25 protein-coding genes are annotated in these 22,881 nt (G+C 34.0%); 8 read left to right on the forward strand and 17 right to left on the reverse strand.

Annotated elements, in window-relative coordinates; genetic code table 11:
* Window positions 1-229: 229 nt before the first annotated feature.
* A complete protein-coding gene (locus tag GTZ96_RS15805; protein ID WP_161644879.1) occupies window positions 230-862 on the reverse strand; it encodes a hypothetical protein in 633 nt (210 codons plus the stop codon).
* A 109-nt stretch (window positions 863-971) separates the two neighbouring features.
* On the opposite strand from GTZ96_RS15805, the gene GTZ96_RS15810 reads away from it, so the two are divergent.
* Window positions 972-1,187 carry a hypothetical protein gene (locus tag GTZ96_RS15810; RefSeq protein ID WP_161644880.1) on the forward strand — a complete coding sequence of 72 codons (216 nt, stop codon included), beginning with the start codon at window positions 972-974 and terminating at the stop codon, window positions 1,185-1,187.
* A 16-nt stretch (window positions 1,188-1,203) separates the two neighbouring features.
* Here the strand turns inward: GTZ96_RS15810 and GTZ96_RS15815 are convergent, their stop codons facing one another.
* The 8 genes from GTZ96_RS15815 to GTZ96_RS15850 all read right to left on the reverse strand — a co-directional run bounded on the left by GTZ96_RS15815 (window position 1,204) and on the right by GTZ96_RS15850 (window position 6,519).
* Window positions 1,204-1,467 (reverse strand): hypothetical protein, encoded by a 264-nt coding sequence (locus tag GTZ96_RS15815; protein ID WP_161644881.1) that lies wholly within the window; start codon window positions 1,465-1,467, stop codon window positions 1,204-1,206.
* A gap of 193 nt (window positions 1,468-1,660) precedes the next feature.
* Window positions 1,661-2,005, reverse strand: a complete 345-nt coding sequence (locus GTZ96_RS18350; protein WP_161644882.1) for a transposase — start codon at window positions 2,003-2,005, stop codon at window positions 1,661-1,663.
* Window positions 2,006-2,128: 123 nt separating this feature from the next.
* Window positions 2,129-2,491, reverse strand: a complete 363-nt coding sequence (locus GTZ96_RS15825; protein ID WP_161644883.1) for a hypothetical protein — start codon at window positions 2,489-2,491, stop codon at window positions 2,129-2,131.
* Window positions 2,492-2,632: 141 nt separating this feature from the next.
* Window positions 2,633-3,460, reverse strand: coding sequence for a tyrosine-type recombinase/integrase (locus GTZ96_RS15830; RefSeq protein ID WP_181033218.1), 828 nt, complete (start codon window positions 3,458-3,460; stop codon window positions 2,633-2,635).
* A complete protein-coding gene (locus GTZ96_RS15835) occupies window positions 3,379-3,696 on the reverse strand; it encodes a hypothetical protein (protein WP_181033217.1) in 318 nt (105 codons plus the stop codon). The genes GTZ96_RS15830 and GTZ96_RS15835 overlap by 82 nt, the downstream gene beginning before the upstream one ends.
* 168 nt (window positions 3,697-3,864) lie before the next feature.
* Window positions 3,865-5,094 carry an ATP-binding cassette domain-containing protein gene (locus GTZ96_RS15840; RefSeq protein WP_161644884.1) on the reverse strand — a complete coding sequence of 410 codons (1,230 nt, stop codon included), beginning with the start codon at window positions 5,092-5,094 and terminating at the stop codon, window positions 3,865-3,867.
* A 168-nt stretch (window positions 5,095-5,262) separates the two neighbouring features.
* Window positions 5,263-6,033, reverse strand: coding sequence for a patatin-like phospholipase family protein (locus tag GTZ96_RS15845; protein ID WP_161644885.1), 771 nt, complete (start codon window positions 6,031-6,033; stop codon window positions 5,263-5,265).
* Window positions 6,034-6,081: 48 nt separating this feature from the next.
* Window positions 6,082-6,519 carry an acyl-CoA thioesterase gene (locus GTZ96_RS15850; RefSeq protein ID WP_161644886.1) on the reverse strand — a complete coding sequence of 146 codons (438 nt, stop codon included), beginning with the start codon at window positions 6,517-6,519 and terminating at the stop codon, window positions 6,082-6,084.
* 465 nt (window positions 6,520-6,984) lie between these two features.
* Between GTZ96_RS15850 and GTZ96_RS15855 the strand changes: the two genes are divergently transcribed.
* Window positions 6,985-7,827, forward strand: a complete 843-nt coding sequence (locus GTZ96_RS15855) for a transglutaminase-like domain-containing protein (protein WP_161644887.1) — start codon at window positions 6,985-6,987, stop codon at window positions 7,825-7,827.
* A gap of 24 nt (window positions 7,828-7,851) precedes the next feature.
* On the opposite strand, the gene GTZ96_RS15860 is transcribed toward GTZ96_RS15855, so the two are convergent.
* The 6 genes from GTZ96_RS15860 to prfB all read right to left on the reverse strand — a co-directional run bounded on the left by GTZ96_RS15860 (window position 7,852) and on the right by prfB (window position 12,348).
* A complete protein-coding gene (locus GTZ96_RS15860) occupies window positions 7,852-9,135 on the reverse strand; it encodes a serine hydrolase domain-containing protein (RefSeq protein ID WP_161644888.1) in 1,284 nt (427 codons plus the stop codon).
* 149 nt (window positions 9,136-9,284) lie between these two features.
* Window positions 9,285-9,596, reverse strand: coding sequence for a type II toxin-antitoxin system RelE/ParE family toxin (locus GTZ96_RS15865; protein WP_161644889.1), 312 nt, complete (start codon window positions 9,594-9,596; stop codon window positions 9,285-9,287).
* Window positions 9,578-9,820 (reverse strand): hypothetical protein, encoded by a 243-nt coding sequence (locus GTZ96_RS15870; RefSeq protein ID WP_161644890.1) that lies wholly within the window; start codon window positions 9,818-9,820, stop codon window positions 9,578-9,580. Before GTZ96_RS15870 ends, GTZ96_RS15865 begins: the two co-directional genes overlap by 19 nt.
* Before the next feature lie 175 nt (window positions 9,821-9,995).
* On the reverse strand, window positions 9,996-10,385 hold the full coding sequence (locus tag GTZ96_RS15875; protein WP_161644891.1) for a DUF1398 domain-containing protein: 390 nt from the start codon (window positions 10,383-10,385) through the stop codon (window positions 9,996-9,998).
* A 150-nt stretch (window positions 10,386-10,535) separates the two neighbouring features.
* Complete coding sequence (locus GTZ96_RS15880) at window positions 10,536-11,105, reverse strand: pentapeptide repeat-containing protein (protein ID WP_161644892.1); 570 nt, start codon at window positions 11,103-11,105, stop codon at window positions 10,536-10,538.
* 144 nt (window positions 11,106-11,249) lie between these two features.
* Window positions 11,250-12,348 (reverse strand): peptide chain release factor 2 gene (gene prfB, locus GTZ96_RS15885; RefSeq protein WP_161644893.1). Its coding sequence is split into 2 segments (ribosomal slippage): window positions 11,250-12,284 and window positions 12,286-12,348, totalling 1,098 coding nucleotides; the frame shifts between segments, so codons are not numbered across the junction.
* An 84-nt stretch (window positions 12,349-12,432) separates the two neighbouring features.
* Between prfB and GTZ96_RS15890 the strand changes: the two genes are divergently transcribed.
* Window positions 12,433-13,452: a threonine aldolase family protein gene (locus tag GTZ96_RS15890; RefSeq protein WP_161644894.1), complete on the forward strand. Its 1,020-nt coding sequence runs from the start codon at window positions 12,433-12,435 to the stop codon at window positions 13,450-13,452.
* A 335-nt stretch (window positions 13,453-13,787) separates the two neighbouring features.
* On the opposite strand, the gene GTZ96_RS15895 is transcribed toward GTZ96_RS15890, so the two are convergent.
* Window positions 13,788-14,108: a YbaB/EbfC family nucleoid-associated protein gene (locus GTZ96_RS15895; protein WP_071185440.1), complete on the reverse strand. Its 321-nt coding sequence runs from the start codon at window positions 14,106-14,108 to the stop codon at window positions 13,788-13,790.
* 143 nt (window positions 14,109-14,251) lie between these two features.
* Here GTZ96_RS15895 and GTZ96_RS15900 point away from each other — a divergent pair, with 143 nt between their 5' ends.
* The 3 genes from GTZ96_RS15900 to GTZ96_RS15910 all read left to right on the forward strand — a co-directional run bounded on the left by GTZ96_RS15900 (window position 14,252) and on the right by GTZ96_RS15910 (window position 19,723).
* A complete protein-coding gene (locus GTZ96_RS15900; RefSeq protein ID WP_161644895.1) occupies window positions 14,252-16,312 on the forward strand; it encodes a S9 family peptidase in 2,061 nt (686 codons plus the stop codon).
* 71 nt (window positions 16,313-16,383) lie between these two features.
* Window positions 16,384-17,424, forward strand: a complete 1,041-nt coding sequence (locus tag GTZ96_RS15905) for a PLP-dependent cysteine synthase family protein (protein ID WP_161644896.1) — start codon at window positions 16,384-16,386, stop codon at window positions 17,422-17,424.
* 205 nt (window positions 17,425-17,629) lie between these two features.
* Window positions 17,630-19,723, forward strand: a complete 2,094-nt coding sequence (locus GTZ96_RS15910; protein WP_161644897.1) for a TonB-dependent receptor family protein — start codon at window positions 17,630-17,632, stop codon at window positions 19,721-19,723.
* A gap of 129 nt (window positions 19,724-19,852) precedes the next feature.
* Here the strand turns inward: GTZ96_RS15910 and GTZ96_RS15915 are convergent, their stop codons facing one another.
* The gene (locus tag GTZ96_RS15915) at window positions 19,853-20,719 is read right to left on the reverse strand and encodes an AraC family transcriptional regulator (RefSeq protein ID WP_161644898.1); all 867 of its coding nucleotides are present in this window, start codon (window positions 20,717-20,719) and stop codon (window positions 19,853-19,855) included.
* A gap of 282 nt (window positions 20,720-21,001) precedes the next feature.
* Here GTZ96_RS15915 and GTZ96_RS15920 point away from each other — a divergent pair, with 282 nt between their 5' ends.
* On the forward strand, window positions 21,002-21,766 hold the full coding sequence (locus tag GTZ96_RS15920) for an SDR family NAD(P)-dependent oxidoreductase (protein ID WP_161644899.1): 765 nt from the start codon (window positions 21,002-21,004) through the stop codon (window positions 21,764-21,766).
* 150 nt (window positions 21,767-21,916) lie between these two features.
* Window positions 21,917-22,771: a fumarylacetoacetate hydrolase family protein gene (locus tag GTZ96_RS15925; protein ID WP_161644900.1), complete on the forward strand. Its 855-nt coding sequence runs from the start codon at window positions 21,917-21,919 to the stop codon at window positions 22,769-22,771.
* Window positions 22,772-22,881 lie beyond the last annotated feature (110 nt).

Here is a 22,881-nt window from a genome sequence, read left to right on the forward strand (position 1 = left end):
AACTAATTTTACGGGTAAGGGTACATATGCCTATAAGTGAAGGTAAACAACCTAAAACCAACCTTCAATCCACACCAAAAAAAGAGGACTAAAAATCCTCTTGAAAATCTACAAATTTATTTTACGACAACTCCATAGTGTGACGGATGTGTAATCGGTTCCGTTCAACACGAGTTTCATTGTTCGTGCTGCGCACGCAACGAAACTCTAACTGTTGGCAGCAGTGAATTTATTTTTGATTTAAATTTTCGGATAAGAAATATATAAATTTTATTAAACCGCCTTTTAAACGTTCTACTTCAACAATAGCATCACTAATTGATAATCTATATTCAGACTTTATTCTTGATTCTACTTGCTGACCTTGTATTGTTAATTCTTGTATTATTTTCTCTAACTCATCAGTATGCTTTTTACTTTTAATATTTAAAATAAGTACTGTAAAAATTGATATTAGAAGAAAGGAAAAAATAATTTCAAGCATTTTTAAAATATGAGCATAATTAGTAGTCGGAATAATTTCAGGAATAGAGCTGAAGAAAATAGTGTTAAAACTATAATAAACGAAACTAAAAAAACTTCCTGTTTGACTTCCTGAAAATGATAGGTGATTTATTTTATATAAACCATAATTCATTCCGCTAAAAAAGAAAATTGTTAGAAATAATAAAGTAAATAAATTGAGAAGGTAAAAAATAATATTAAGATTGCTTTTTTGATATTCCTGTAATCTTGATGAAAGGAAATAACATCCCCTATTTAAAATAACTGTTGTTTGTAGATTATTTGTCCATTTCTGTAATTGTGTTGAGTTCATTTCGGTTACTTGAAGGTTTTTGATTTCGTCATCAATAGTTGTCATTACTACTGTATGTTTTATAATAAAGTTTACCACGTTCAAATGAATTTTATGCATTGAAGAAGGTGTAAATATTGTAAGGAATCTATTAAAATAAACAACAATAATTGTTATGATTAAAACGACAATTGTTGAGTATAAAATAATAGGGGTGTCAAATTTGAGTAGAAAGAAAAATGATATGGTAGTAATTGAGAAAACAAAAAAATTATATTTAAAACCACTAAAAAAAGAAATAATTGTATTAATAAAAGCAATTGCAATTGTCCAACTTTTTGTTTTATATATTAAAAACGGAATTTTAAAAAAGAGTAAAACGAAAGGATAAAATATTATGAATAATGTCAATAATACAGCGTAGTTTTTTTTTGTAAAAAAAATAGTACAGTTAAAATAGATAATAATATGAAGAATTTGTATTCGATTATCCATTCTGCTTTTGGGAAAAAGTTTTTTATTAAATAATAATCAATATCATAAATAAATAATTTTATTATTAGATAAAGCCAAAATATAATTGCTATTATGTTCTCAATAAAGTTTAAAAACTTATTGGTCTTCTCAACTTCTTTTGATAATTCTTCTGTTTCAATTACTTCTGACATCATTCTTAATATATTAAATTAGTGGTGTTAAGGTCTTTTTTGGTTTTCCGGACATCATTGATGCCAACGTCAGTTCGTCTAAAAACCTTCGAATTGCGTTTTTTTGATTAATTGAATTGTAAATATAGCTGATTTAGCTTATAATTTTTATCTTGATGTAAAAAAAGTTTTACTTTTTACGACAAAAAAGAAGTTGTTAGGGATGTTCTACTATGGCTTGTCGCTTTCGGTAAATTTCATAATTATTTTCAATTCTTATTTTGTTTTCATAAATCAAATTGGCGTATTGGGAGCGTTCAATGAGTCTTCCTTTTCTGTTTTTGGTACATTTATCAAAAACAGCACAGTTTAAACAAGCACTGGTTTTATAATGCTTCATTTTAGTGACTGATTTCCCATTGGTTTTATTATACCAATTTCCATTAGAATATAAGACTTCATTAGCAGGACAAGTGTAAGTATCGTTGTCTTTATTGTATTTAAAGTGTTCTACATCAAAATCGATATCAGGTGCATGAGCCGCTACATTTGGGATAGCCACTAGGACATCAACCCATCACTTTGCGAACCGCCGTATACGAGACCCGTACGTACGTGTGGTGTGAGAGGCGCAGTCCGTCAGCTCAGCTACTGGCGGCCCAGTCTACTCGATTGGCAGTAGTGCTTATCTGATTTTGGCGATAATAGTATCAGAGTAAGAAATTATAACTATTGAATCGTTGTTTTCTTTTTTAATTAATTTGTAAGGAGCGGGAATGATTAACAAGTTAGGTTTAGGTTTGTTCAAACGCCAAATTGAATTATCTTCTACTCCCAATTTCTCAATTCCTTTTATAATTTCTACATCATTATTTAAAAAATATTTGCCATTTATTACAAGTACACCTCGTGGCGTTTCAACTTTTTGAACTTCTAAATTATAGGTATCTTTTTTAGTTATTTCTTTTAGATTGGAATCTGAACAACTTACAGTACAGAATAAAATTGTAGGTGTAAATATTAACAATTTTAATGTTTTTAATTTCATCGTTAAATATCTTTCTGTGATTTTTCGCATTACTGCCAACTTGCATATAGGCGAAACAAACCTTCGTATATACACACAAAATCGGGTAGATTGGCGAAGGTTTGTATCGCTTTTTGTTTTTTTAAATATATTGATTTTTTCTTACAAATCATTAAAAGGACTTTTTATTTGTTGGATACTTTTGGTGCTTACGTGAGTGTAAATCTCTGTGGTTTTACTACTATTATGTCCCAATAATTCTTGAATGTATCTCAAATCGGTACCGCTTTCGAGTAAATGCGTGGCAAAGCTGTGTCGCAACCAATGCAGGGTGACGGGTTTTGTAATTCCTGTTTTTTGTAGAGCTTGTTTCAGTATTAGTTGTAAGCTTCGGGCATCATAAGGCTGACCTTTGATTTGTCCTTCGAACAAATAAGTTGTGGGTCTAAAAGAGGTATAATATTCTCGAAGCATTTCTAAAATTTTTGGAGATAAAGGGGCAATTCTGTCTTTTTTTCCTTTGGCATTTTTTATCAAAACTATATTTCTTTTAGAATCGATGTGAACGGGTTGAAGAGCCAATAATTCTCCACAGCGTAAACCACAACTGTATATCAATGAAAGCATCGTTTTGTGTTTGATATTGCTATGGGTATTTAAAATCAACTTTATCTCTTCTTTGCTTAAAACATTAGGTAAAAGTTTAGAACGTTTTGGTCGGTGTATTTTATCTATTTCAATCTTAGTTTCTCGAATGGTTGCAAAATATAGTTTTATAGCATTAACGATTTGATTTTGATAGGAAGCTGAAAGATTATTTTTCAAGATGTATTCGTTGTTATAAACAATCACATCTTCGTTGGTAATTTCGGCAACGGGTTTTTCTCTATAAAACACTAAAAAGGATTTCAAAGCTTCGCTATATGTAGTGATGGTGCTTTCGCTATAGCGTTTGGAGTGTAGCCATTGTTTGAACCTGCCTGCCGGCAGGCAGGTTTTTCTATTTGTACTATTCCTTCAGATGAGGGCAAAGAATGGGCGATTGGTGTAATCTTGAACCTTTCTCTGTTTTCCTCTGTGTCAGGAAGATGCCAAGCCACAAGGGATTGACTCCAACGCGCACCATCGATTTTCTTGATGTTTGCAATCAATTCGGTGTTTTTTTCAAAATATACGGCAATTCTATTTTCTCCTTTATGTTTTATGGGTTTGGCAGTCCAGTGCATATCATGTTGATTTTCTGACTTAAAGATACAGAAATTCAATGTCAATGACAATTTCAAAAATCAATTTCAATATTGAAATATTCAAGACTTTGTATAACAAAAAAACAACTTATTTGTATCTATCGGATTGATATTGACATTGATTTTTGAAATTGATATTAAACTGCGTTATTTTATAACTCCAACAGAACCTTCGCTTGACGGGATTAATTCAAAAATAGAATTGGGAGCCAAATTAGGTTCAATGCGATGCGAAACATAGACAATAGTCATATTCGATTCCTGTTTTAACAAATTGATGAGTTGGCAAACCATGGCTACATTTTCATCGTCTAATCCTTCCACGGGTTCATCTAAGATAACCAAAGGCGGATGTTTTAAAACCGAACGCACAATCATGGCTACTCTTTGCTGACCAACCGAAAGGCGTTTGAACATTTGGTTTTTAAGGTGTTTCATTCCTATTAATTCCAACCATTGATCGGCAATTGATTTCTGTAAAGTCGTAGGCAGGTCATACAATCCGATAGAATCAAAAAAACCGGATAAAATCATTTGTTCCAGCGTATGGTTTCTTTGAAATAAGCTCGTCATATTGGTAGCAAAATAACCGATGTTTTTTTTGATGTCCCAAACACTTTCGCCACTTCCTTTTTTGCGACCAAATAAATATAAATCCTGTCCGTAGCCTTTAGTACTGTCACCATTTATTAATGATAAAAGTGTACTTTTTCCGGAACCATTTGGACCAATAAGTTGCCAGAATTCGCCCTGTTGAATCCTCCAGTTGATGTTGTTTACAATAGGGCGTTCTTGATAACTTACTGAAACATTATTCATTTGAATCAGTACCTTTTGGTTGTATTCTATAGGATGTGCGGGATGCGGAATCCCGGATTGCGTTATAATTTTATTTTTGTGTGCTTCGTGGCTAATGTTTTCCAGTACAAAAGCATCGGAATTTATTTGGCGATTATTCGAAATAAAAGGCAGTAAATCGGCAGCACGGTTCACGAGCTGAATAATTTTGATTTTAGAAGCCATTTCTTCCAGTGATTTTGATAATTCTACACGAGAAGCCTGATCTAAATGATCCATTGGATTATCAAAAATGATATAATCAGGATTTTGATCCATACAATATTTAAGAAACTTCTTTTTACGCTGTCCTGACGAAAAGGTACTTAACTTTCTATTCGAATCTACCGCAGTCAATTCAAGGTATTGAAATTCTTTTTGAATAAAATGGTCAATAGCTAAATCAGAAAAAAGAATTCCTTTTAAGGTTTTAAAAGGCGCTAATTCGGCGTTGGCCTTTCCGGAAAGAATGCTTTCTATAAATTCTTTTTTATTGATTTGATTCGATAATAAAATGTTCCAATGTGAGGCAGTAGTCATGAAAATGGGTCTGTTTTTATTGGCTGTAAAGATAAGAAAATAGAAGTTAGGAGTTAGAGGTTAGGAGTTCAGCCCTTACAGAAAACCAATAACTGATAACCAATAACTGATAACCGATAACTGATAACCGATAACTGATAACCGATAACTGATAACCGAAAACTAATCTTATAACTGAATATCGAGTGCTTTTATTTGATCTTCCAGAGTAAGCGCATATTGATAGCTGTATTCGAAAATTTCATCAGCGTTTTTGAGATTGTAAAGACTAAACTGGCTCATATTAGGCGGTTCAAAATACAAGTTGCAGCTGAGGGTTTTTTGCTCAACAGAACTTTTCATAGCCAAATGGAAACAGCGATCCAGAATATTATTCATACCTACTTTGTCAACTTCTTTTTTGATAGAATTGACATAACTGCCAATAATGATATCGCATTGTCCCATTAAGGGTTCAATAGGAAAATTATTAATCACACCGCCATCTACATACAAAGTATCATTGTAATTTATGGGTTGGAATAATAAAGGCAGGCAAGAGGAAGCCATCAAGGCTTGAGATAAATTACCTGACGAAAAATAAACCAATTCGCCTTTTAAAATATCTGTTGCAGTGATGTATAGCGGAATTTTTAAATCGTCGAAAGAGTTGGTTGGAAAACATTCGATATAAATATCATGAAATCCTTTCATGGCAAACAAACCTTGTCTTTTGATTAAAAGATTCGAAAAACTAAAAATATGTCCTTTTTTAAGAATAGTTAAAATTTCATTTGCCGAATAACCCGCAGCATAAAAAGCTCCTGCAATCGCGCCGGCACTTGTTCCTGAAATATGTGAGGCTTTGATGCCAAATTCTTCCAAGGCTTTTAACATCCCTAAATGCGCAATGCCTCTGGCACCTCCACCGGATAATACAATCCCTATTTTAGTTTTCATAGGCTTTTTTTGCTGTTGATGTTTATCTCAAAAATTATATTTTCTTTTTTAAGATTCCATGAAATCCTCACATTTTGGAATACTGGCTAATGCCTGAATGGCAATTTCAGGAACAGGATTGACTAATTTACGCAATTTAGTGTCCATCCATGCACCATCAACAGTTAAAGTAGCACAAAGTTGGTTTTCTTCGGTGCGAAATTCATGTTCAATAGACCAGCGGGAAGCATCGGGTCTCATTTTGGCAACTTTGGTATGAAGGATTATAGCATCTCCGAGTTTTAATTCTTTTCTAAAAACACATTCTTCTCTAAAAAGTACCGGACCAAAATGTTGTGTTTGGAATACTTTCAGGTTTAATCCTAGACTTTCTAATATCTCTACACGATGTTGCGCTGCAAAATCGTAATAAACACTATGACGGACATGAAAATTAGGATCCAAATCGGCCCAACGAAAAGATAATTGTTTGCTAAAAGAGGTCATATTCTATTTTAAATTTAGTTATATGGATGAATCCATTGTCAATTCGAGCGAAGTCGAGAATGTTTTCAAAAAATGAAAGTTCTCGTAAATTTAAAAAAAATAAGCCAAAAAGAAAGAAAAGGACTCTTTATAGTTTTTGATAAATTTATCATTAAAAGCGATTCTCGATACTTTTTTTGCTTCATTTAATCACACAAAAAAGATACTTAAACTGATATTCTATTGAAAGTAAAAAATTAGGGTTTATTAATTTTCTTTTTTGCTTGATCAAAAAAGAAACAAAAAAATCAAGTCTTACACTTCCTCGTCGGTCAAATTAGTTTTCGAATACTAAAAGAAAAGAACTCGCTACGCTCAAACAGCTTTTCTTTTTGCGTATTCTTCAAACATTTGACACTCGACTGCGGAAGTTAAGGACAGTTAAGTTTCTTAAATATTCTAGACGAGAATTAATATCTTTACAAAATGAGATTTAAAGTGAGCAGTTTTTTATCCTATGAAGTTTTTTCTACAACGACCTTTATTTTTAATATTCAGGTTACCAATTCGGCAACTCAAGTAATTATTTCGGAATCACTTACTATAACTTCCGAGATTAAGTATCAAGAATTTGTATTGCAAAATTCAGCAACTCGTTTTATAAAAATGGAGGTGTCACAAGGAACTAATTTTACAATTAGTTATGAAGCTGAAGTTGATGTTTCACATGAGATTATCGCTGCTGAAAAGTTGTCGCAATCCTTTCCTATTATGGATTTAGATAACGAAGTATTGCCTTTTATTTCACCAAGTAGGTATTGTGAATCGGATAAACTATTGAATTTTGCTCATCAAGAATTTGGGCATTTACCGAATGAATTTACTAAGGTAAAAGCAATAAACGAATGGGTTTTTAACTCTATGGCTTACAAAGCGGGAACTAGTGATTCCAGTAGATCTGCTTGCGATGTTCTGGCTTTAAAAGAAGGTGTTTGTAAAGATTTTGCTCACCTTGCCATTGCTCTGTGTCGTGCCTTAGACATACCTGCACGTTATTTTACGGGCTACGCTTATGCGTTGAATCCGCCTGATCTTCATGCTTGTTTTGAGGCTTATGTAGGAGGGAAGTGGCTGTTTTTTGACCCGACGAAATTAAGTGTTGCTAATGGTTTGGTCAAAATTGCCAATGGTAAAGATGCAAGCGAAGTAGCTGTTGCCAGTTTTTTTGGCGAAGTAAATTGTACTTTTATGAAAGTAGATTGTAATCCTGTTTCTACTGATTTTATTCCTTTTGATAAAGAAGAAAACACAGCGGTTTCATATGGTTGAAACCGCTGTGTTTTTTCGAATGGATTAATCATCAATAGCTTGTTCAGCCAATAGTTGGAATTTCCAGCCTGTATTGTCATTTGTTTTTTGGGTTTGTTTCAAAATAATACCTATCAATTCTTCTTTAGGGTCGGCAAAATATTGGGTGTTGAAATAACCGCCCCAATTGAAAGTTCCTGCGCTGCCTTGACCGCCCAAATCTTCGCCCATTTGGTTTAAAACTCTAAAACCTAAGCCGTGGTAAGCATCGCTTTTGCCCCAAACATCACCAATTTGGTTTGCCAACATGAATTGGATTGTAGTGCGACTCAATAAACGAATACCATTTAATTCTCCTTTATTCAGGAACATTTGCAGGAAAGTGGCATAGTCTTTTGCCGTGCTTGAAAGTCCGGCGCCACCTGAGAAAAAGCTTTTAGCTCCTGATTTTGGATAATTGGTATCGTAAAAAGTATTTGGAAACGGAATCCAATTTCCATTTTCTTTGGTTTGAACGCTTACTAATCGGTTGTATTTTGATTCCGGCAAATAAAAATAAGTATCAGTCATTCCTAATGGTTCAAAAATACGGGTTCTGTAAAATTCATCCATCGGCATGCCCGACATGATTTCGATAAAATACCCAATAACATCCAGTCCTTCACTGTAAGTGAATTTTTCACCCGGATTGTGGTGCAAAGGGAGTTTTGCTAGTTTTTTGACACTTTCGGCAATGGTGATTTTATTGGTCGTAAATAAATCGGTTACGCCAGCATCCTGGTAGATTTTTTTAAAACGAGGATCGTTATCTATTTGCCCGTAGCCAATTCCGGAAGTATGCGTGATTAAATCACGAATGGTAATTTCTCTTTTGGCTGCTTTCGTCGTGTATTTTCCATCGGGATAAACTGAATCTAAAACTTGAGCGTTTTTAAATTCAGGGATGTATTTTGCAATGGGGTCATCCAATTTGAATTTTCCTTCTTCCCAAAGCATCATCACTGCTGTGGTAGTTATGGCTTTGGTTTGCGATGCAATTCTGAAAATCGCATCGGTTTTTAAGGTTTTTGAATTGGCGTTATCAGCCATTCCAAAAGCTTTAAAATATACAATTTTTCCCTTGCGAGCCACTAAGGCTATAGCTCCCGGAATTTCAGAATCGGCAACGGCTTTGTTTAACATATAGTCAATTCGCGCCAGTCGTTCGCTGGACATTCCTACACTGCTTGGAGTAGCTTCACTAAGTTTAGGTGAGTTTTTTATCGAATGGGTTTGAGCAAAAGTGCTGCAATTCCATATCGCAAAAAGAGTAATGAAAATTTTTTTCATGGTTGATTTTTTGGGTTTTAATAGAATAGTTGTAGGTGTTTGTTAATGTAAAACAGTGTTCTTTGGCTTTGAGTGAGTTAAACAAACAAAAATGAAGTTATGGAAAAGATGCGTTACAGTAACACCATTAGAGTATTTTAGCCAAATTGTTATATGTACAGTTTTAACTTTTTTAGTAGCTTTACTAATTTTCCTGGATTTTGACGATTATCCCAAAAAGCAGTAATGATAATTTTAGCATCGTCATTTTTATAATAAATACTAAAATTCCCCATTGCTGCTTCTCGAGTATCTAAATGATTTGTCAGTTTGCCAGCTTCAGGATTTTTAATACGCTCGTTAATCAAGCCAATAAGTTTTTCTGCATAAGTAGTAGATTTGTTGCGAATTGTCCAATATTTTAAAATTTCGCGACGCTGCTTTATTGCGGTCTCGGTCCAAACTACAGACTTTTTAGCCATTCCAAATCTATTTTGTCTAGTTCTTCTTGTGACACGATTCGATTATTTTTAATGTCATCTTCACTCATATTCAACATTAAAATTTGAGCTTCTGAAAGCTGTATAATTTCTTCGTTAACGTTACTCGTGCTAACTAACTTATAAAGCGCTAATAAATAATCTTTGTTTGATATTGTAAGCAACTTATCTATGATACTATTTCTAATATTGTCGGCTCCAGTCATAATTTTAATTCTTTACACAAAGATTGTAAATTTATAGCAGATTTCCAAAAAATGGTATGCAACTAACTGTTTGTGTATGTTTTACGGATTATTTCGGTTTTTAAATAATAATCAGCGGGAATCTGTTAAATTTCTTTCATCAGTATTCCAGTTGTTAACACGGTATAGAGTATTGTTATTCAGGTATTTTCTCTATCAGAATAGGATTTTCAGCACTATCATAATAAGTACAAGTCATTTCAATAATGTCCACACGCCATTTGGCAATACCACATTGAGCTGCATGATTGCAAAAAGTAAGATAATCAGTTTGACCGTCTTGATGTATCACTAGAAATTCAATAAAACGTTCTTTGTTGGCCACAGCGGCAATAGGCAGGGCATTATATTTTTTATCTGTACTTGCGGCAAAGTCGTTGTCGCCATAATAAGAAACGCGACCGTCAGTCACGATGGTATCATAGCCTTTTACGCCTAGATTAATTAAGTCTTGAATGTAATTTGGGAAATCAGCACCCGATTTTACTTTTTCATGTGCTGCTTTGATTTGATCAATGGTAAACATATTTTAATTTTTTTAGGTTTTCAAATATAGTTTAAAATCAAATAATTTGTATCGCTATTTCAGGACGAGACAGTTTTAAAGGATAAAACCCTGTCAGAGTTTTAAACTCTAACAGGGTTACAAATAGTTGTATTTCTAAAAAAGAAAAGATTATTCTACAATAATATCATGTTTGTAGAGCAAGCCTTTTAGTCCTTTGAGGGCGAATTGTGCTTTTTTTAATTTGGTTTTCGAGGGATCGATAGTGTAGTTGTAGCTGCTTCTAAAATCAACTTTGTTTGCGATGGCTTTTTCAAATTCCGAGCGGTACAAATCGCAGTTGTTGAATTGCACACCGGTTAAATCAGTTGCCATAAAATCCACGGCTATAAGGCTGGAATTAGTAAAAGTAGTGCCTTTCATTTTCAGGGTATAGAATTTAGAGAAATCCAGGGCACAGTTTTTAAAGTGAATTTCGAAGATGAGTTTGTCACTCATGGCAAAATTGACTTCTTTGATTTGGCAATCATTAAAAAATACGGTTCTAAAAGCGGTGTGATTGATTTTTGCATTATCAAAAATGCAGTTGTTGAACTGGCAATCGATAAAAGTGACGCCTATAAGATTGCATTCAGAAAAATTACAATTGTTGAAAGTACAGGATTCAAATTCTTTGAGGTTTAGTGTTTCCAGACCATAGTGGTTGCGGTTGTAGTGTTGGTCAAAGAAATACTCGGTCATTTTTTTTTAAGTTAGAAGTTGGAAGTGGGGAGTTAGAAGAAAGAGAATAGATAAAAGAAGTCAGACAGCAGAATGCAGAATTCTAAAATCTGCATTCTGCTACTGCCTTCTGCTTACTGAGGACTGCCTTCTGAATACTGCAATCTATTCCTCTTCTTTCTGTCCCATCATCATCAGATAGGCTTTCAGGAATTCGTCGATTTCGCCGTTCATTACGCCATCGACATTGCTGGTTTCATAGCCTGTGCGGACGTCTTTGACTAATTTGTAAGGTTGCATCACGTAATTTCGAATTTGCGAACCCCATTCGATTTTCATCTTTCCGGCTTCAATATCGGCACGTTGTGCTTGTTTCTTTTTCAATTCGATTTCGTACAATTGAGAACGAAGCATTTGCATGGCACGCTGTCTGTTGTCTTGTTGCGAACGGGTTTCAGAACACTGAATTTGGATTCCTGTAGGCTTGTGATACAGCTGTACTTTAGTTTCTACCTTATTTACGTTCTGTCCTCCAGCACCACTGGAGCGTGAAGTTGTGATTTCGATATCGGCAGGATTAATGTCGATTTCGATACTGTCATCCACCAATGGATAAACATAAACGGAAGCAAAAGAGGTGTGACGTTTCGCATTACTGTCAAACGGAGAAATACGCACCAATCGATGGACACCATTTTCACCTTTTAGATAACCAAAAGAATAATCGCCTTCAAATTCAAGGGTTACGGTTTTAATTCCCGCAACATCGCCTTCCTGATAATTCAGTTCTTTTATTTTGAAACCGTATTTTTCACCCCACATCATGTACATACGCATCAACATCGAAGCCCAATCGCAACTCTCGGTTCCACCAGCTCCGGCTGTAATTTGCAAAACAGCACTTAAGGTATCTCCTTCATCCGAAAGCATATTTTTAAATTCAATGCCTTCAATATGGTTCTCAGTTAGTTGGCGTTGTTCGTCAAGTTCTTCTGATGTGAGTTCGCCTTCTTTATAAAATTCGTAGGCGAGCTGTAATTCGTCTGCTAATTCAATGGCTTTGTTGTAGTCTTCAATCCACTTTTTTTTGTTTCGAAGATTCTTTACAATAAGTTCGGCTTCTTTGGCGTTGTTCCAAAAATCCGGAGCAAAAGTTTTTTCTTCTTCGTTAGAAATTTCGATAAGTTTAGCATCGACGTCAAAGATACCTCCTCAACGCACCAAGGCGCTCCACAATACCTTTTATTTGTTCGGTAGTTGTCATAAATTATGTAATTTTGTTGCACAAAAATAATAAAAAAAATCACGTAGGGACTACAGACGATGTATCTCTATTAAAAATATAAAAATGCAAATAAATTTAGTCAGTGATACGGTAACTAAACCGTCTTATGAAATGTTACAATATATGTTTAATGCTGATGTAGGGGATGATGTCTACAAACAAGACCCTACTGTTGTTGAATTAGAAGAGAGAGTGGCAGCTATTTTTGGGATGGAAGCGGGCTTGTTTTTTCCTTCAGGAACCATGGCGAATCAAACAGCGATAAAATTGCATACCCAACCTGGGGAACAACTAATAGCCGATAAATATTCACATATTTTTCATTTTGAAGCGGGTGGCGTTTCTTTTAATAGTGGTGTTTCTTGCTGTTTATTGGAAGGAAATCGCGGAATGATTACCGCTGAGCAGGTTGCCAGCGCAATTAATGAACCTAATTTTTACCACAGTCCGTTGACGAGTTTGGTTTGTCTTGAAAATACAACCAATATTGGTGGCGGAGCTTGCTATGAAATGGAGGAACTGGAAAAAATAAAAGCGGTTTGCGAGGCTAATAATTTGAAATTGCATTTGGATGGCGCCAGAATTTGGAATGCTTTGGTAGCCAAAAGACAGAATCCGAAAGATTTTGGGAAATTATTCGATACTATTTCGGTTTGTTTCTCAAAAGGATTGGGCGCGCCAATAGGATCGGTTTTGTTAGGTGATAAAAAGACTATTCAACGCGCTTTGAGAATCAGAAAAGTATTGGGAGGCGCTATGCGTCAATCAGGTTATTTGGCCGCGGCTTCTATTTATGCTTTAGAAAATAATATCAAATTATTAACCGAAGATCACCGACGAGCTAAGGAATTAGCTAATATTTTGAAGAAGAAAAGTTGGGTAGCTTCAGTAGAGCCTGTGGAAACCAATATTTTGATTTTTTCGTTAGTTCCGGAATATAAAGACGAAGTTTTGATTGAGAAATTGAAACAAAAAAATATCTCGATTAGTGCAGTTGGGAATAGAAAGTTAAGAATGGTAACCCATTTAGATTATCGTGAGGTAATGCACACTTATGTGATTGAAACCTTGGCGAAGATGTAGGTGAAGATGGAAGTGGGAAGTTAGAAGTTAGAAGTTAGAAGTTAGAAGTTAGAAGTTGGGAGTGGGAAGTTAGAAGTTAGGAGTTAGAAGTTTAGGTTTGTTGCAAAATAGTTAATAGCTAATTTCCATTGTCTTTTTCTATCTAATTTCAATAGAAATGGGCTTTAGCTCATTTGGAATTTAAGAATGTAAAAAAGGCTTTAGCCAAATAAAATTATCTTTTATTTGGCTAAAGCCTTTTTTATTATTTTGAATACTCAAAGTGATAGTTTTAAAAAAAAAGAATGAACTAAATAGTACTAGCGAAAACTTCCCACTCCCAGCTTCTAACTTTTTTATTTAAAAAGATTATCCATTCCTGGGATCATTGGCATATCCATTTTAGCAACCGCATCCAGTTCGGCTTCGTTAACCTTAGTTGCTTTTTCGATGGCTTTATTGATTACTAAAATCATGTAATCTTCCAGTTGTTCTTTGTCTTCTAATAATTCATCAGCAATAGTGATGGATTTTATTTTTCTATTGGCAGTAATCGTTACTTTTAATAAACCATCAGTACTTTGTTCGTCAACAAGAACAGTATCCAGACGTTTTTTAGTTTCTTCAATTTTATTTTGGGTTTCTTTTAATTTACCCATCATTCCCATTAAATCCATTTTCACTTTTTTTAATAATTAGTTTACAAAATTAGTATTTTTACGTTGTTTACAATGTTAAAATTGATGAAAAAGGTGCTCGTATTAGAAGTTGTTTCAACTATTTTTGTGCGAGCTTTTACATAAATGTGAAGATTTACTACATGATAGAAAAAATACTACCACCTGTTGCTAAAATTATACCTACAGAATTTGAAAAGTTTGGAGATGTACGAATCGATAATTATTTCTGGTTAAAAGACCGGGAAAATCCGGAAGTTATTGATTATCTGAACAAAGAAAATGAGTATTACCAACAAATGACCGCTCCTACGCAGGATTTCCAAAAAGAATTGTTTGAGGAAATGAAGGCGAGAATCAAAGAGCAAGACGAGTCGGTTCCGTATTTATACAATGGTTATTACTATATCACCCGATATGAAACAGCCAAAGATTATCCTATTTATTCTCGAAAGAAAGGCAGCCTTACGGCAAATGAAGAAATTCTTTTTGATTGTAATGTATTAGCCGAAGGTCAGGCTTATTTCAAGCTGGGAGGCATGAGCATTAGTCCTGATAATAAGTTGGCTATTTTTAGTACTGACGTTATTGGAAGAAGAATTTATACCATCCAGGTTAAGAATTTAGAAACTAATGAGATTTTGGAAGACAAAATCGAAAAAGTAACGGGTTCGGCAGTTTGGGCAAACGATAATAAAACTATTTTTTATTCGAGTCAGGACGAAGTTACCCTGCGTTCGGATAAGATTTTCAAGCATAAACTAGGCACAAAACAAGAAGATGATGTACTGGTTTACTTTGAAAAAGACGATACTTTTAATGTTGAAATAGCCAAATCGAAATCCAGAAAATATTTAGCGATAGAATCAGGAAGTACGTTAACAACCGAATATCGCATCTTGAATGCCGACAATCCTGATGGAAAATTTAAAATTTTCCAAAAGCGAAAAAGAGGCGTAGAATACAGCATTAATCATTATAAAGATAGTTTTTACATTCTGACTAATAAAGACGATGCTGACAATTTTAAACTGATGAAAACCCATGAGGATACAACTTCAGTCGAAAATTGGGTGGAAATCATTGGGCATCGCGAAGATGTTTTATTAGAAGATATTGAAATTTTTGCCAATTATTTAGTGCTCGATGAACGTGAAGGAGGATTGAATAAAATCCGAATTATGTCTTGGGACGGAAGTGAAGAATATTACTTGCCCTTTGGTAGTGAAACTTACACCGCTTACACGTCTACAAATGTTGATTTTGAAACCGAAATTTTGCGTTACAGTTACCAGTCGATGGCAACACCATCATCGGTGATTGATTTCAATATGCGTACCAAAGAAAAGGAAGTCAAGAAAGAACAAGAGGTCTTAGGAGGGAAATTCGATAAAAATAATTATACCGAAGAACGTGTTTGGGCTTTAGCCAAAGATGGAACTAAAATTCCTATTTCGATGGTGTATCGCAAAGAGTTGAAGAAAGATGGAAAAAATCCGTTATTGCTTTATGCTTATGGATCTTATGGGCATTCTATGGACGCTCATTTTTCATCGACACGTTTGTCATTGTTAGATAGAGGATTTGTTTATGCTATTGCACATATTCGCGGTGGAGAAGACTTAGGAAGACAATGGTATGAAGATGGAAAATTGCTTCAAAAGAAAAATACATTCACTGATTTTATTGATTGTTCAAAACACCTGATTGAACAAAAATATACTTCGGCAGCGCATTTATATGCTGAGGGAGGTTCGGCAGGAGGATTGCTGATGGGAGTGATAATCAATGAAGCACCAGAATTGTATAACGGAGTCATTGCTCAGGTTCCTTTTGTGGATGTGATGACAACAATGTTAGACGATACCATACCATTAACTACTGGAGAGTACGACGAATGGGGAAATCCAAATGTTAAAAAATACTATCAATACATGAGATCTTATTCTCCTTACGATAATTTAAAAAAACAAAATTACCCTAATATGTATGTTTCTACAGGTTTGCACGATTCTCAAGTACAGTATTGGGAACCAGCTAAATGGGTGGCTAAATTGAGAGAATATAAGACTGATAAAAATGTTTTGTATTTAGATACCAATATGGATGCAGGACATGGAGGGGCTTCTGGAAGGTTTGAAGCACTAAAAGAATTAGCAAAAGAATTCAGTTTTTTACTAGATTTGGAAAAAATTAAAATCTAATTAGTTTTTTTTTGTTAAATTTGCTGCGTATCCAGGTTAAATAAAACTTAATCTTGATTAACTATTTTTTTATGAAAGAAGAAATAAATGCTTATAATAATGTTTTAGAATTGATAGGAAATACGCCTCTTATCAAGATAAACAAAGTAACCGAAAATTTAGAAGGTAATTTCTATGCTAAGGTAGAAGCTTTTAATCCGGGACATTCCTCAAAAGATAGGATTGCTTTATACATTATTGAAGAAGCAGAAAAAAAAGGTATATTATCTCCTGGGGACACCATAATCGAAACTACATCTGGAAATACAGGTTTTAGTTTGGCCATGGTAAGTATCATAAAAGGATATAATTGCATATTAGCGGTAAGCTCTAAATCATCAAGAGATAAAATAGACATGCTTCGCAGTTTAGGTGCGAAGGTTTATGTTTGTCCGGCACACGTTTCTGCAGATGATGAGCGCTCTTACTACAGTGTGGCTAAGAGATTGCACGAAGAAACAAAAGGCTCAGTTTATATCAATCAGTATTTTAACCAATTGAATATAGATGCCCATTACAATACTACCGGACCGGAAATTTGGAAACAAACGAATGGTAAAATTACTCACCTTATTGCTTGTAGTGGAACAGGAGGGACAATTTCAGGAACAGCTAAATTCTTAAAAGAACAAAATCCAAACATTAAAGTTCTTGGAGTAGATGCTTTTGGTTCGGTGTTGAAAAAATACCACGAAACAAGAGAATTTGATAATGACGAAATTTATCCTTACCGTATTGAAGGTTTAGGAAAAAATTTAATTCCTTCAGCAACTGATTTTGATGTTATCGATAAGTTCATGAAGGTGACAGATGAAGAAAGTGCTCATGCAGCAAGAGAAATAACCAGAAAAGAAGGTTTGTTTGTAGGTTATACTTCTGGAGCTGTTTTGCAAGCCATTAGACAATATGCCGAAGAAGGAGAGTTTGACGCTAATAGTAATGTAATTGCCATTTTCCCTGATCACGGTTCTCGTTATATGAGTAAAGTTTTCAGCGACGACTGGATGAATGAACAAGGTTTCTTCGATAGTATTAACGAAGAAGAAGTACAAAAAATTGAAATGATAAAATAGATTTTTCTATTTTCGATTATATAAACTCCAGAGCAATCTGGAGTTTTTTTATGTATAAGTCAGATGTTTTTTTACCATTAAGATTAAGGATTTATTAAACTTAACTTCTTAATAGTTTTTAATTTTTACACGAATAGATGGTTTTTTCTAAAGTGATTGGAATAAAAAAATAATTTTGAAAAACGCTCAATTTTAAATAATAGTAATGATACTAAATACAAACACATATTCTAAGTTCATTTTTTCTCTAATTTTATTTTCTTGTGGTGCTGTTTTTGGACAGGTAAAAAAAGATACCGTTTCTTTATCGGAATTGGTATTGATGAATTCTCCTATTCGAAATTCAATTCAGCATTCGGCTGCTGCCGTTTCCATTATTACTGAAAAAGAAATCAATCAGGCTGATGGGGTAATTTTAACTCCTGTTTTAAATAAAATCCCGGGTGTTTTTATGCAGCAAGGGGCTTTGAATACCAATAGAATTACGATTCGTGGTATTGGAGCTAGGACACAATATGGAACTAGTAGAATTAAGGCTTATTTTGAAGGCATTCCACTTTCAAATCCTGAAGGAGAAACAACGCTAGAAGATATCGATTTAGAGGTTTTAGGAGGAATCGAAATTATAAAAGGACCAAATTCAAGCAGTTTTGGTGCCGGATTGGGAGGTGTGATTAGTTTGAGAGCAAAGCAATTGGATAAGGCGACTTCTTTTGGAAAAACAGGGACTACTTTTGGTAGCTTTGGTTTGACAAAACAAATTTTATCTGCTGGGTATAGTGATTCGCAATCCAGCGTTTTTGCTAACTATAGTAATTTACAACAAGATGGTTATCGCGCCAATAGTGATTATAACCGCCAATCGTTAAACTTATTTGGAAAACAAATACTTTCTAAAAAATCTACGCTTTCGTTTTTTGGAATTGCTACCCGATTGAAAGCTTTTATTCCGAGTTCGATAAGTGAAACTGCTTTTAATGCAAAACCTGAATCGGCGGCTGCTACCTGGCTGGCTTCCAGAGGATTTGAGTCCTATGATAAATTGTTGGCAGGAATCGGATTTGAACATCAGTTTTCAGAAAGTTGGTCGGCAGATATTAGTCTTTTTACTAATTTAAAAAATGCTTTCGAAGCCCGTCCTTTTGATATATTAGAAGAAAAAACAAATGCTTTGGGTTTTAGAGCCAAAGTAAATTATGCCGCTTCTTTATTTTCTTTACCCAATACGATAAGTGTTGGAACAGAATTTATGACTGAAAATTATGGGTTCTCGCTTTTTAAAAATTTATATCAATCTCATCCCGGACAAGGAAGTATTAAAGGAGATCGATTTAGTGAGATGGAGCAAAAAAGAGGCTATTGGAATGGATTTGTTCAAATGGTAACCAAGCTTTCAAATAAGTTCAATTTAGAGTCTGGTTTAGCTTTTAATTCAACACATTATAGTCAGGAGGATATTTTTGTAAGTGATGAGAAGACGAAGCAAAAATATACTTTTGGTACGGTATGGTCTCCTCGATTAGGGCTTTCGTATAAAATTGATAATTCGAAAAATGTGTATGTTTCATTGAGTAAAGGTTTCTCGATACCTTCAGTAGCCGAAACATTAACTGCAGAAGGGCAAATTAATACTGATTTGAAGTCGGAAAAAGGAATTAACTATGAAATAGGTTTTAAGGCTAATTTCTTAGAGAAGAAGCTTTATACCGAATTGGTTTTGTATTCCACTCAAATCAATAATTTATTAGTGGCACGACGCATTGCCGAAGATCAATACGTGGGTATCAATGCCGGTGAAAGTTCGCATAAGGGAATAGAGTTTTTATTAAATTATAAATTTGAAGCTAATTCAAATATCCAATTGAATCCTTATTTCTCGGCAACTATCAATCGTTTTAAGTTTACAGATTTTGTAGATAACGATAAAGATTTTTCAGGTAAATTGTTACCAGCGGTACCTAACACACAATTTAATTTTGGATTTGATTTTGTTAGTGCCCTGGGATTGAATTTTAATGCTTCTTATCGATTAACGGATAAAATGTATCTTGATGATGCGAATTCGAAAGAAACTGCGGGATACCAGCTTTTAGACGTTAAAGTGGTATATGCCTTTTTGATTCTTAAAAAAGTAAAAATGGAAATCAATATGGGAGTCCAAAATGTATTGAATGAGAAATATGCATCTAGTGTTTTGCCAAATGCAGTAGGTTTTGGTACTGCGCCAGCACGTTACTACTACCCAGGCAATCCAGTGAACTATTATGGAGGTTTTAATGTAGTTTATGCGTTTGACTAGAGGCTGTTTAAGTTTATTTTAAAAAAGAAATTTTCTTTTCCCCTTCCCTAAAGGCTGGAAAATTTCTTAAAAATTCATCAAAATTACACCCTTTAGGGAAGGGGAAATTAATTTTGATGAATTTTAAGCTTAACGGGCTATTTTATTTTTGTATTCTTTAGGAGTGTTTCCTGTATTTTTTTTAAACAATTTATTGAAATTAGAAACGGTCTTGTATCCGCATTCATAGGCTATTTCCGAAACGCTCATGTCAGTTTCAATAAGCTGTTTGCAGGCGTTTGAAATGCGTATTTCGTTCAGATATTCAATAAAATTCTTTTTGGTTTTTGATTTGAACATTCTGCAAAAAGAGGTTGGGGTCAGATTGGCAATTTGAGCCACTTCGTCCAGTGAAATCTCTTTTTTGTAATTCTCTTTTACATATTGATAGACATCAGAAAGTCGGTCTTTTTTGAAAGAATCATTGGTAGGAGTGTAGCTTTCGCTATTTATAAAATCTAAATCGGTAGTAGCGGATAGGATGGATAAAATTTCAAAAAGTCCAATGATTACTTCAAAATCCTGTTTAACCACTAATTGTTCTAATTTTTTAGCGATTAGCTTATTGGTTTTTCCTGTAATTGAAAGTCCCTTTTTTGCTTTTTCAAAAAGGCTGTTGATTTTTTGGGCTTCTTTTAATTCGTAAAAAGCAGGGCCAAAAATATCTTTGTTGAAATAAACTACGATGGCTTTTGCTTTTAGTTTATTGATGTTCTGATAATAAATTTCGTCATTTAACCAAACATGCGGAATGTCGGAACCTAAAAATACCAAGTCACCCGACTCAAATGTATCGACAGAATTGCCGACAATTCGTTTGCCAAAACTTTCTTTGACATAAACCAGTTCTAGTTCGGGATGGGAATGAAAAGGAGCCTGGAAGAAAGCTTCCTCTCTGGATAGCACAGAAATGGCACTATTGAGATAAGACGATATTTTTGTTTTTTCTAGTTTCATCAGTTTTCAAAGATAATTAATAATTAGATAAGGATAAAATCGAATTATTATATGGTCATACGGCATAGTACCTTTATTTTTTTATATTTTGCTGTGTTGAAAACAGTAATCAATTGATAGTTAAAATAGTACTGAATTAAAGTGCTTTGAATAATTAAATTCTTTTTTTCGAAGACTTTGATAAATTAAGACTATTTTATCTCTTGAAAACGAAGCGTTTATTTATAAATTTGTCCTTTTAAAATAAAATATCATTTTTAATAATTTAATACTACAATTTAAATGTTCTCATTAAAAGATAAAAAAGCAATCATAACAGGTGGTGGTAGCGGAATAGGAAAAGCCATTTCTGTTTTATTTGCAAAACAAGGAGCTGAGGTTCATATTATAGAATTAACTGCCGAAAGTGCACAATCTACAGTAGATGAAATCACTGCCGAAGGAGGTAAAGTTTTTGCTCATGCTTGTAACGTTGCCAAACATGATGAAGTGGTAGCTACTTTTGAAAAAATTGGTAACATTCATGTTTTAGTGAATAATGCCGGAATTGCTCATGTAGGTAAAGTAGACACGACTGCTGAAGCTGATTTTGACCGAATCATGGACGTAAATGTAAAAGGAGTTTACAATTGTCTGTTTGCATCTATTGCACAATTCCGTAAGTCGGGTGGAGGATCGATTGTGAATATGGCTTCGATTGCTTCATGGGTTGGTATTCCTGATCGTTTTGCTTATTCTACAGCCAAAGGAGCAGTTATGTCTATGACTTTATCTGTTGCTAAAGATTATATCAATGAGAATATCCGTTGTAACTCGATTTCTCCGGCACGTGTGCATACGCCGTTTGTAGATGGATTTATTTCGAAAAATTATCCTGGAAATGAAGCTGAAATATTCGACAAATTATCAAAATCACAGCCTATAGGAAGAATGGGAAAACCCGAAGAAATTGCTACTTTAGCATTGTTTTTAGCAAGTGACGAAGCCGGATTTATTACAGGATCAGATTATCCAATTGACGGAGGATTTATCAAATTAAATAATTAAAAAAGAGTTGCTAAGATTCTAAGCTGCTAAGTTTCTAAGATTGAAACTAAGAAAAGGCTAAGAATCTAAGCTATTAAGTAATAAGATTAAAAAAAAACTTAGAAACTTAGAAACTCAGTAACTTAGTAACTTTTAAAAAAATATAAAGAAATGAAATTAATACGTTTTGGAGCAGAAGGCAGCGAAAAACCAGGAATTTTAGTTGGAGAAAAAAGATATGATGTTTCTTCAATTGTAACTGATTATAACGAATCTTTTTTTGAGAATAATGGCTTAGAAAAATTAAAAGCAGCTATCGAAAGCGGAACTTCTTTTCCTGAAGTTTCAGATGATGTTCGTTTGGGTTCAGCTGTTGCAAGACCTTCAAAAATTATTTGCATTGGTTTGAATTATGTTGACCACTGTCATGAAACTGGTGCGCCAATTCCAACAGAGCCTATCATTTTCTTTAAATCGACTACTTCTTTGTGTGGGCCAAATGACAATGTGATTATCCCTAAAGGAAGTGAAAAAACCGACTGGGAAGTTGAATTAGCTTTTGTAGTGGGTAAAAAAGCAAGTTATGTTGAAGAAGCTGAAGCTTTAGATTATGTTGCTGGATATGCTTTGTTAAATGATTATAGCGAAAGAGCTTTCCAAATCGAAATGGGAGGACAATGGGCAAAAGGTAAAGGATGTGATACTTTCGCACCTCTTGGGCCGGTTTTAGCTACTCAGGATGAAATTGCCGATGTGAATAATCTTCCAATGTGGTTGACTGTAAATGGTAAAAAATTCCAAAACAGTAACACTTCTAACTTGGTGTTTAAAATTCCATTTTTAGTACATTATTTAAGCCAGTTTATGACTTTGCTTCCTGGTGATATCATCAGTACAGGAACGCCTCCTGGAGTAGGTTTAGGTATCAAACCAGATCCTATTTATGTAAAAGCAGGTGATGTTATCGAATTAGGTATAGAAGGTTTAGGTTCAAGTAAACAAATTGCTGTAGCTTATTCTAAATAAGATATACCAAATATATTTTTTAAAAGGAGTATTGGATTTAAAGATTCAATGCTCCTTTTTTTTGTTCTTTCTTCAATTTTTTCATCTATTCAAAATGACTTTCTGTCTAT

The organism is Flavobacterium undicola (assembly GCF_009909155.2).
GTDB lineage: Bacteria > Bacteroidota > Bacteroidia > Flavobacteriales > Flavobacteriaceae > Flavobacterium > Flavobacterium undicola.

What these genes read in the sequence shown, in the direction of transcription:
- GTZ96_RS15890 (WP_161644894.1), top strand. Translation starts at nt 12,433, where the DNA reads ATGCAAATAAATTTAGTCAGTGATACGGTAACTAAACCGTCTTATGAA.
- GTZ96_RS15850 (WP_161644886.1), bottom strand. Translation starts at nt 6,519, where the DNA reads ATGACCTCTTTTAGCAAACAATTATCTTTTCGTTGGGCCGATTTGGAT.
- GTZ96_RS15845 (WP_161644885.1), bottom strand. Translation starts at nt 6,033, where the DNA reads ATGAAAACTAAAATAGGGATTGTATTATCCGGTGGAGGTGCCAGAGGC.
- GTZ96_RS15840 (WP_161644884.1), bottom strand. Translation starts at nt 5,094, where the DNA reads ATGACTACTGCCTCACATTGGAACATTTTATTATCGAATCAAATCAAT.
- GTZ96_RS15875 (WP_161644891.1), bottom strand. Translation starts at nt 10,385, where the DNA reads ATGTTTACCATTGATCAAATCAAAGCAGCACATGAAAAAGTAAAATCG.
- GTZ96_RS15815 (WP_161644881.1), bottom strand. Translation starts at nt 1,467, where the DNA reads ATGATGTCAGAAGTAATTGAAACAGAAGAATTATCAAAAGAAGTTGAG.
- GTZ96_RS15900 (WP_161644895.1), top strand. Translation starts at nt 14,252, where the DNA reads ATGATAGAAAAAATACTACCACCTGTTGCTAAAATTATACCTACAGAA.
- GTZ96_RS15910 (WP_161644897.1), top strand. Translation starts at nt 17,630, where the DNA reads ATGATACTAAATACAAACACATATTCTAAGTTCATTTTTTCTCTAATT.
- GTZ96_RS15835 (WP_181033217.1), bottom strand. Translation starts at nt 3,696, where the DNA reads ATGCACTGGACTGCCAAACCCATAAAACATAAAGGAGAAAATAGAATT.
- GTZ96_RS15915 (WP_161644898.1), bottom strand. Translation starts at nt 20,719, where the DNA reads ATGAAACTAGAAAAAACAAAAATATCGTCTTATCTCAATAGTGCCATT.
- GTZ96_RS15905 (WP_161644896.1), top strand. Translation starts at nt 16,384, where the DNA reads ATGAAAGAAGAAATAAATGCTTATAATAATGTTTTAGAATTGATAGGA.
- GTZ96_RS15860 (WP_161644888.1), bottom strand. Translation starts at nt 9,135, where the DNA reads ATGAAAAAAATTTTCATTACTCTTTTTGCGATATGGAATTGCAGCACT.
- GTZ96_RS15880 (WP_161644892.1), bottom strand. Translation starts at nt 11,105, where the DNA reads ATGACCGAGTATTTCTTTGACCAACACTACAACCGCAACCACTATGGT.
- GTZ96_RS15920 (WP_161644899.1), top strand. Translation starts at nt 21,002, where the DNA reads ATGTTCTCATTAAAAGATAAAAAAGCAATCATAACAGGTGGTGGTAGC.
- GTZ96_RS15925 (WP_161644900.1), top strand. Translation starts at nt 21,917, where the DNA reads ATGAAATTAATACGTTTTGGAGCAGAAGGCAGCGAAAAACCAGGAATT.
- GTZ96_RS15865 (WP_161644889.1), bottom strand. Translation starts at nt 9,596, where the DNA reads ATGGCTAAAAAGTCTGTAGTTTGGACCGAGACCGCAATAAAGCAGCGT.
- GTZ96_RS15870 (WP_161644890.1), bottom strand. Translation starts at nt 9,820, where the DNA reads ATGACTGGAGCCGACAATATTAGAAATAGTATCATAGATAAGTTGCTT.
- GTZ96_RS15810 (WP_161644880.1), top strand. Translation starts at nt 972, where the DNA reads ATGATTAAAACGACAATTGTTGAGTATAAAATAATAGGGGTGTCAAAT.
- GTZ96_RS15895 (WP_071185440.1), bottom strand. Translation starts at nt 14,108, where the DNA reads ATGGATTTAATGGGAATGATGGGTAAATTAAAAGAAACCCAAAATAAA.
- GTZ96_RS15855 (WP_161644887.1), top strand. Translation starts at nt 6,985, where the DNA reads ATGAGATTTAAAGTGAGCAGTTTTTTATCCTATGAAGTTTTTTCTACA.
- GTZ96_RS15805 (WP_161644879.1), bottom strand. Translation starts at nt 862, where the DNA reads ATGACAACTATTGATGACGAAATCAAAAACCTTCAAGTAACCGAAATG.
- GTZ96_RS15825 (WP_161644883.1), bottom strand. Translation starts at nt 2,491, where the DNA reads ATGAAATTAAAAACATTAAAATTGTTAATATTTACACCTACAATTTTA.